Annotated in this window: 10 protein-coding genes; 9 read left to right on the plus strand and 1 reads right to left on the minus strand. The window is 53.2% G+C overall.

Annotation, left to right across the window (positions count from 1 at the left end; genetic code table 11):
- The first annotated feature begins 54 nt into the window (after positions 1–54).
- The 8 genes from NI21_RS0104395 to NI21_RS0104430 all read left to right on the plus strand — a co-directional run bounded on the left by NI21_RS0104395 (position 55) and on the right by NI21_RS0104430 (position 6,139).
- Positions 55–1,290: an MFS transporter gene (locus NI21_RS0104395; RefSeq protein WP_081957968.1), complete on the plus strand. Its 1,236-nt coding sequence runs from the start codon at positions 55–57 to the stop codon at positions 1,288–1,290.
- Complete coding sequence (locus NI21_RS0104400; RefSeq protein ID WP_052083920.1) at positions 1,205–1,966, plus strand: N-acyl homoserine lactonase family protein; 762 nt, start codon at positions 1,205–1,207, stop codon at positions 1,964–1,966. Before NI21_RS0104395 ends, NI21_RS0104400 begins: the two co-directional genes overlap by 86 nt.
- Positions 1,967–2,107: 141 nt before the next feature.
- Positions 2,108–2,554: an SDR family NAD(P)-dependent oxidoreductase gene (locus NI21_RS16860; protein ID WP_197052603.1), complete on the plus strand. Its 447-nt coding sequence runs from the start codon at positions 2,108–2,110 to the stop codon at positions 2,552–2,554.
- A gap of 233 nt (positions 2,555–2,787) precedes the next feature.
- A complete protein-coding gene (locus tag NI21_RS0104410; protein WP_191493390.1) occupies positions 2,788–3,144 on the plus strand; it encodes a cyclophilin-like fold protein in 357 nt (118 codons plus the stop codon).
- Positions 3,145–3,147: 3 nt separating this feature from the next.
- Positions 3,148–3,669, plus strand: a complete 522-nt coding sequence (locus NI21_RS0104415; protein ID WP_033125016.1) for a flavodoxin family protein — start codon at positions 3,148–3,150, stop codon at positions 3,667–3,669.
- A 133-nt stretch (positions 3,670–3,802) separates the two neighbouring features.
- The gene (locus NI21_RS0104420; RefSeq protein WP_033125017.1) at positions 3,803–4,357 is read left to right on the plus strand and encodes a flavin reductase family protein; all 555 of its coding nucleotides are present in this window, start codon (positions 3,803–3,805) and stop codon (positions 4,355–4,357) included.
- Between the two features lie 131 nt (positions 4,358–4,488).
- On the plus strand, positions 4,489–5,124 hold the full coding sequence (locus NI21_RS0104425) for a TetR/AcrR family transcriptional regulator (protein ID WP_033125018.1): 636 nt from the start codon (positions 4,489–4,491) through the stop codon (positions 5,122–5,124).
- A gap of 100 nt (positions 5,125–5,224) precedes the next feature.
- On the plus strand, positions 5,225–6,139 hold the full coding sequence (locus NI21_RS0104430; protein WP_033125019.1) for a hypothetical protein: 915 nt from the start codon (positions 5,225–5,227) through the stop codon (positions 6,137–6,139).
- 17 nt (positions 6,140–6,156) lie between these two features.
- Here the strand turns inward: NI21_RS0104430 and NI21_RS0104435 are convergent, their stop codons facing one another.
- Positions 6,157–6,621 carry a MerR family transcriptional regulator gene (locus NI21_RS0104435; RefSeq protein WP_033125020.1) on the minus strand — a complete coding sequence of 155 codons (465 nt, stop codon included), beginning with the start codon at positions 6,619–6,621 and terminating at the stop codon, positions 6,157–6,159.
- A 158-nt stretch (positions 6,622–6,779) separates the two neighbouring features.
- Here NI21_RS0104435 and NI21_RS0104440 point away from each other — a divergent pair, with 158 nt between their 5' ends.
- The gene (locus NI21_RS0104440) at positions 6,780–7,754 is read left to right on the plus strand and encodes an alpha/beta hydrolase (RefSeq protein WP_033125021.1); all 975 of its coding nucleotides are present in this window, start codon (positions 6,780–6,782) and stop codon (positions 7,752–7,754) included.
- The last annotated feature ends 146 nt before the right edge of the window (positions 7,755–7,900 follow it).

Here is a 7,900-nt window from a genome sequence, read left to right on the forward strand (position 1 = left end):
TAATCAAACCTGCTACATTGAACTTGTAGAAAATATGCAGGAGGTTTTGTTGAAATGAAAAAAGGCTTGATCTTAATTTTGACAATAGGAGTTTTCAGCATTATCAATACGGAGATGGGGGTGGTGGGCATCCTTCCTCTGATTTCCCAGAATTATGGGGTGACGGTGGCGACGGCGGGTCTGCTCGTCAGCATGTTTGCGCTTGTGGTGGCCATATCAGGCCTCACGATGCCTCTTTTTTTCTCGGGAGTAAACCGGAAAAAGGTTATGCTCCTTGTCCTGAGCGTGTTTACGGTATGCAATGTGATCTCGGCCTTTGCATCGGCCTTCCCGGTGGTTCTTGTCACCCGGGTGATCCCGGCGTTTTTCCAGCCGGTGTACGTATCCATGGCCATGTCAGTGGCGGGCTCGTCGGTGTCGGAAAAGGACGCGCCGAAGGCCGTGTCCAGGGTCATGATAGGTGTGTCCGCGGGCATGGTCCTGGGAGTGCCTGTGGTGAGCTATATCTCAAGCATGACCTCCCTGAGAGTCGGTATGCTGTTTTTCGCAGCGGTCAATGCAGTGGCCCTGATCGCCACCATCTTTGTGGTGCCGGATCTCCCGGTGAAGGAAAGGCTGTCCTATGGGTCTCAGCTGAGCGTGCTCAGGGAGGGCAGGACGTGGCTGTCTATTTTAGGAGTAATGTTCTTAAATGGCTCTGTGTTCGGCGTGTACAGCTATCTTTCTGAATATATGGAGACAGTGACCCGGCTGTCCGCGGGACTGATCAGTATCCTTCTCCTTGTATACGGTCTGTCCAATATCATAGGGAACCTGATCGCGGGCAGGATGCTGAGCAGCCGTCCGCTGGGCTTTGTGGTCACCTTCCCCTTCCTGCTGGCGGCAGTGTATGCGGTGCTGTTCTTTCTCGGATCCTTTACCGTTCCGATGGCAGTCCTGACCTTTGTGTGGGGCGTGCTTGCCGGTGCCGCGGCTAATATCAACCAGTACTGGCTTGCGACGGCAGCGCCGAAGGCGCCGGATTTTGCCAACGGGCTCTTTCTCGCTTCCACAAACCTTGGGACGACAGTGGGGACCTCCGTGTGCGGCTTCTTCCTGTCCGGTCTGGGGACGCGGTACATTGTCCTGGGAGGCATCCTCTTCATCGCCTGCGCCTTTGTGCTGATCACCCTGAGAGTGCGCATGGAAAAAGGAGGTGAAGCATATGGAAAGGTACAGGATCACGCCGATAAAGGCCGGAAGTCTGCTCTATTACCGCGGAGGCTTTACGGCCGATCAGGAAGAGTATAAGACAAAGGAAGAATTTCCGATCCTGATTTTCCTGATTGAGGGAGGAGGACGGAAAATTCTGGTGGATACCGGCGGCGGAGACCCCGGGCAGATGCGCCGGTATGGCCATGCGCCCTGCAGGAGAGAGGAGGAGGAGCGGCCGGATCTGGCGCTCAGAAAAAGGGGAGTCGATCCGGATGAAATCGACACGGTCATCCTGACACATCTGCACTGGGATCACTGCCATAACAACCATTTGTTTCCACGGGCTGAGTTTATTGTCCAGAAAAATGAGCTCTTAAATGCAGTGTATCCTCTGCCAAAATTCAGAGGTATGTACGAGACCTTTGACACCGGGACAATCCCTCCCTGGGCGAGGCAGAAGACAAAATGGCGTATCATAGACGGTGAGCAGACACTCTGCGACGGGATCCGGCTCCTCCTGCTGCCGGGGCATACGCCGGGACTTCAGGGAGTTCTTGTGGATACGGCGGAGGGCCCCCGGCTGCTGGCATCGGATGCGGTTCCTCTATATGAGTGCATAGAGGGCCTGGGACAGGGAATATACGGGATTAGCAGTCTGTGCGATGATCTGAGGGCTTTTACCCGAACCTTTGACCGGATGAGAGAGCTTCGGAAAGAAGGCGTGGAAATCATCGCAGGCCATGATTTCCTCACCCTTGAGAGGTTTGCGTGACTTATAAAATTGATTTGAAAGGAAAGGAGCAAAAATTATGGATGCAAAATTATTAGACGGAAAGACAGCGATCATCACAGGGGCAAGCTATGGAATGGGACGCTCCATGGCAGAGCTTTTGCGGAGGAAGGAGCCAGCGTGGTGGCGGATGTCTGCTCCACGGAGGATACAAAGAAGGTGTTTGAGGCGGTCCTGAAAGAATTCGGGGATGTGGACATCCTGATCAACAACGCCGGCATCGGTGAGCAGAAAATGATCGACGAGACGGACGACGAGTGGATGAAGTACGTCATGGACACCAATCTGGGCGGCCCTATGAGGTATATCCGGGAGGCGCTGAAGATTTTCCTTCCGAAAAATGACGGCGTGATCATCAACATCTCTTCTGTAAACGGGACAAGGCCCTTCTGCGGCGCAACCTACACATCCACGAAAGGCGCCCTGAACACGCTGACAAAGAACGTGGCTATGCGCCTGATCGACACCAACATCCGCTGCAATGCCGTTGCGCCGGGAGCCACCGTCACACCGGCCCATCTGGCCAATAAGGCAGGAGAGCAGCCGGGAGGGGCAAAGATGCTTGAGTAAGCGGGCACTTTGTATACTTCCCCGGCCCGGAATGTGACCCCATGGATCAGGCTTACGCCTGCCTGTTCCTGGCCAGCAAGATGGGAAAGGCCGTGAAGGGACAGGTTCTTCAGGTATGCAACGGAGCGTTCCTGTAAGAAATCAGCCACAGCCAGACAGAAAATGAAACACAGGTGGGAACAGAGCCCGCAGGGCAGGAGTCTGCGGGGCAAAATGACAAGGAGGAGACAGCTATGGACAGAAAAATGACTGTGGAGGTGGGCGGCAGCCAGTTTACCGCTACCCTGGAGGACAACGAGGCGGTGGACGCGCTGGTGCAGATGATGGAGGAAAATCCGGTCACCATCCAGATGAGCGACTATGCCGGCTTTGAGAAGGTGGGAAGCCTGGGAGCCAGTCTCCCGACAAGCAACAGCCAGACCACGACCCAGGCCGGGGATATTGTGCTGTATCAGGGAAATCAGATCGTGATCTTCTACGGCTCCAATTCCTGGAGCTACACAAGGCTGGGCCGGATTGACGACCTGACAGGCTGGGAAAGCGCGCTGGGGAACGGTGATGTGACCGTGACATTTTCACTGGAGGAGTAGAGGATGAAGATCATTGTGTTTAACGGAAGCCCCAGGCCGCAGGGGAATACGGCCGCCATGGTGGAGGCCTTTGCGAGGGGAGCCGGAGAAAGCGGCCATGAGGTGACGGTTGTCGACGTGTGCAGAAAGAAGATCGCAGGCTGCCTTGCCTGCGAATACTGCCACAGCAAGGGAAACGGGAAATGTATCCAGCAGGATGACATGCAGGAGATTTACCCGCTGCTGGACGAGGCGGAAATGATCGTGCTGGCGTCCCCGGTATACTATCACGGATTTACCGGGCAGCTCCAGTGCGCCATCAACCGCATCTACGCATTGGATAAGCCGGAGCATCTGAAGAAGGCGGCCCTGATCCTCTCCTCCGGGAGCGACCACGTATACTGCGGCTGCTTTTACGAATATCAGAATTCCTTCCTGAATTACCTGAAGCTGGAGGATATGGGGATTTTCACGGCCTTTGACAGGCAGAATAAATCGCCTGAAAAGCTGGAGGAATTATATCAATTCGGGAAGGGTCTGCAGTAAACTCGGAATGTACAGATATTTTTTTTGGACAGAATGTGCGGATATTTTTGAGGCATATATTGACACAATGTCAAGATAATGCTATATTACAGGTGTTGACACAATGTCAAAAACAGAAAGGAAGGTAATCATCATGAAGAAAAACATTGGATCAGCATTAGCTTTATATCCGACTCCGGTTGTAGTGGCAGGCGCCATGGCGGGAGACAAACCGACCTGGACGCTTGTGGCTCATGTGGGCATTATCGGACACGACAGAATTCTGGTCAGCCTGGCCTCTGCTCATTATATCAATCAGTTCATCAAGGAGAGCGGCAAGCTGACCGTCAACCTTGTAGACGAGAGCATGCTTCCGGAGGCGGACTTTGTGGGATCAGTCAGCGGAGGCAAGACTGACAAGTCGGAGGTGTTTGCATATGAGCTGGGAGAGTCCGGCGCGCCGGTGATCAGCAAGGCTCCCCTGACAATGGAGTGCTCTGTGGTGGATGTCTACAATACAAACGGATTTGAGAGCTTCATCTGCACTATTGACAACACCTATGTGGAGGAGGAGCATCTGACTGAGGCGGGCAAGATCAACTATCAGACCCTGAAGCCGGTTCTCTTTGATTTCCCGGCCTATGAATATCTGAAGACCGGCGAAGTCATCGGAAAATGCCTGTCCTTCAAGAAGGATCCCCAGGCATAAATTAGTTAAGAGAAAGGGAGAGCGCGATACAAAGGGACGGCCATTTGACACAATGTCAGGATATCGCTATAATAAATTGCAGTAAGGCCATGAAAAATCATGGAAAAATGATGAAAAGGAGCGTGTCAATTATGCCGAAAGGATCCCCGGAGCTGACCAGGGCGAGAAAGGAAGAGATCATCAACGCCTGCGCAGAGCTCTACGAGACCATGAATTTTAAGGATGTGACCCTCAAGGAGGTGGGAGCGAAGACATCCTTTTCCCGCACCCTGATCTATTATTATTTCCACACAAAGGAAGAGATCTTTCTTGCGCTGATACAAAGGGAGTACGAGGCCTGGATCCGGGATCTGAATTCCATGAAGGAGAGCCATGAGGAAATGACTGTCGAGCAGTTCTCCGATGAGCTGGCTCATTCTCTGGAAAGGCGGGAAAGGCTGCTGAAGCTGATGTCTATGAATCACTATGACATGGAGAGCAACAGCAGGATGGAGAACCTTGTCGCGTTCAAGGAGGTGTATGGGAATTCCATGCGGACCGTTGCCGGCTGCCTGGAAAAGTTCTTCCCCTATATGACGGCGGATGACAGGCAGGGCTTTATCTATGCCTTTTTCCCGTTCCTCTTCGGAGTGTACCCGTACACGGTCGTGACGGATAAGCAGAGGGAGGCCATGGAGCTGGCCCATGCAAATTATGTGTTCCTCTCCATCCACGATATTATAAAATCCATTGCGGTCAGATTGCTGCAGGGGTTTAAGGAAGACTGAATTCATAATTCAGAAACATTTCAAAAACATTTCTCAAACAAAAAGAATGTAAGATAGGGCGGAAAAAATACGATGAGTCGTTTTGTCTGGGAGTGATACCGTGAAAAAACCGCATCTTCCGGCCTTAAGGCCGGTGTGGAGGATACTCTTATATCTGGCCACCGCTGTCTTTGCCGCTCTGTCTATCGCATGTGCGGCCCTTGTGGGGATGTTCCCGGAAGAGGCCGCTGTTGTTTTTTACGGAACCGCGGCTGTGACCCTTGCCTTTTCCTGCTGCTATCTGTTCAGAGACCTGCGGAGGCTGAAACGATTCCTGCGGGAGCTTGCCAGGAAAGTCCGGCCTGCGAACCGCTGGATAGAGGACAAAAAGTACCGGACAGGCCTGGCCGCCGCAATGGGGATACCTGTCAATGTGGCTATTGCCCTGTACAGCGGCGTGGTGGCGGCGGTAGCTGACTCCGCCTGGCTCGGCACCCTGTGCGCCTACTATCTGCTCCTGGGGATCATGCGGGCCTACTGGATCGCCCAGCACCTGGAGGAGACCGGGCTGGACGGGCGGGGACGCATTAAGATTAAGATAAAGAAGACCCCGGAGAGAAAAATACGGAAATACTACGGCATTATGTTTGTCATCATGTCCTTTGTGCTGGGCGGAGCGGTCATCCTCCTGATCAACCTGGAGGGCGGGAAATCCTATCCGGGCTACACCATCTACGTGGCGGCTGCCTACGCCTTTACAAAGATCAGCCTGGCCATCTGGAATACTGTCTCAGCGGGCAGAAAAAAGGAACAGTCCTGGATCATCATCCGCAGCATCGGCCTGGCCGACGCCGCCGTGTCCATCCTGTCCCTTCAGACGGCTATGTTCGCCTCCTTCTCCATCGGGAAGGAGGCCTTCAATTCCACGATGAACGGTATCACCGGGGCGGTGGTCAGTCTGATCACCCTGGTGACGGGTATCTTCTATCTGGCAGCCTCCCGCGGGAGCGGGACGGAACGCCGGAACCCGGACTGAGCGGGAGAGCAAACTTTTTAGGAGTCTTCCTGTGTGAAAATCTCAGGGTGGGCGCTCTCATAGGCCCGGCGGATGTCTTCCGGCATCTCCTTTGGCCTCATGGAGCCCACCCTTTCTTCATTGCCATCCTTTATGGCTTCCTCGTAATACCAGCATTTGAAATTAATCATGTCCAGGGTCTGGCTCAGCCGCCGGATCTCAGCCTCCACAGCGGCCTTCTGGCGCAGGAAGAGCTCCCGGCGCTTAGGGTAGGTGCTGCTGCCCTCTGTGCACCATTCCATGAACTGCTTGATATCCCGGATCTCCATGCCGGACTTTTTCAGGCACTCGATCACACGCAGGGCCTCCAGCTCGGTCTCCGCAAATCTGCGGATGCCGGAGGAGCGCTGCATGTTCGGGAAGAGCCCCTCCTTATCGTAATAGCGGAGGGTGGATACGGGCAGATCGAACATTCTGGACACCTGACCGATGGTGTAGTACATATGACTGCCTCCTTAAAAATTTTTAAAAATTTAATCTTGACCTAAAGTTAAGTTTAGGTTATATGATGAGTTTATCAGAGATAAGAGGCTCTGTCAAATTAAATTGTATGTCACTGAAAAATACAGATCTAAAAGTAGAGAGAAGGAGAAAGTTCAATATGGAAGATGTATTAAAGCTGACAGAAAAATGGGATAAGACATTTCCAAAAAGTGAGAAGGTAGATCACCGCAAGGTGACCTTCCATAACCGATACGGCATCACCCTGGCGGCTGACCTGTACGCGCCGAAGGGGGCGGAGGGAAGGCTGCCGGCTATCGCTGTGTGCGGGCCCTTTGGGGCGGTGAAGGAGCAGGCCTCCGGATTGTACGCACAGGAGATGGCAGAGAGAGGATTTCTCACGATCGCCTTTGACCCCTCCTTTACAGGGGAGAGTGGGGGAACGCCCAGGTATGTGGCCTCCCCGGATATTAACACGGAGGATTTCCAGGCGGCAGTGGACTTCCTGTCGGTTCAGGACAATGTGGATCCGGAGCGGATCGGGATTATTGGAATTTGCGGTTGGGGCGGCATGGCTCTAAATGCAGCTGCTATCGACACAAGGATCAAGGCCACAGTATCCTCCACCATGTACGACATGACCCGGATCAACGCCAAGGGTTACTTTGATGCTGCGGACAGCGAGGAGGCCCGACACGAGACACGCCAGGCTCTGAATGCCCAGAGGACCGAGGATTATAAGAACGGCACCTACGCCAGGGCAGGCGGCGTAGTGGATCCTGTTCCGGAAGACGCTCCTTTCTTTGTGAAGGATTACTATGACTATTACAAGACAGACAGGGGATATCATGCCAGATCCCTCAACTCCAACGATGGATGGAACGTGACCTCCTCCCTGTCTTTCCTGAACATGCCGATCCTGCAGTATATCCAGGAGATCAGGAGCGCTGTGCTCCTTGTCCATGGGGATAAGGCTCATTCCTGCTATTTCAGCCGGGATGCCTACGAGAAGCTGACAGGAGACAACAAGGAGCTGATGCTCATTCCCGGTGCGGTGCACACGGATCTCTATGACAGGAAGGATATCATCCCCTTTGACAAGATAACAGAGTTCTTCCGGAAATATTTCGGGTAAATAGCAAATAATTATGGGGCAGATTCTGCAGCACGGCTGACCAAAGCCGTGCTGTCAGACTGTAGACAAAGTCCCCGGTTTACCCCGGGGCTTTTCTATTGTAGTTATCAACATTTCAATGATCCTTCCGGTTTTTATCAAGAAAA

This window comes from Eubacterium sp. ER2, assembly GCF_000765215.1.
Taxonomy (GTDB): Bacteria; Bacillota; Clostridia; order Lachnospirales; family Lachnospiraceae; genus Claveliimonas; species Claveliimonas intestinigallinarum.

Coding starts and splice junctions, on each gene's coding strand:
- NI21_RS0104415 (WP_033125016.1), top strand. CDS start 3,148: ATGAAGATCATTGTGTTTAACGGAAGCCCCAGGCCGCAGGGGAATACG.
- NI21_RS0104425 (WP_033125018.1), top strand. CDS start 4,489: ATGCCGAAAGGATCCCCGGAGCTGACCAGGGCGAGAAAGGAAGAGATC.
- NI21_RS0104410 (WP_191493390.1), top strand. CDS start 2,788: ATGGACAGAAAAATGACTGTGGAGGTGGGCGGCAGCCAGTTTACCGCT.
- NI21_RS0104420 (WP_033125017.1), top strand. CDS start 3,803: ATGAAGAAAAACATTGGATCAGCATTAGCTTTATATCCGACTCCGGTT.
- NI21_RS0104435 (WP_033125020.1), bottom strand. CDS start 6,621: ATGTACTACACCATCGGTCAGGTGTCCAGAATGTTCGATCTGCCCGTA.
- NI21_RS0104440 (WP_033125021.1), top strand. CDS start 6,780: ATGGAAGATGTATTAAAGCTGACAGAAAAATGGGATAAGACATTTCCA.
- NI21_RS0104395 (WP_081957968.1), top strand. CDS start 55: ATGAAAAAAGGCTTGATCTTAATTTTGACAATAGGAGTTTTCAGCATT.
- NI21_RS0104400 (WP_052083920.1), top strand. CDS start 1,205: ATGGAAAGGTACAGGATCACGCCGATAAAGGCCGGAAGTCTGCTCTAT.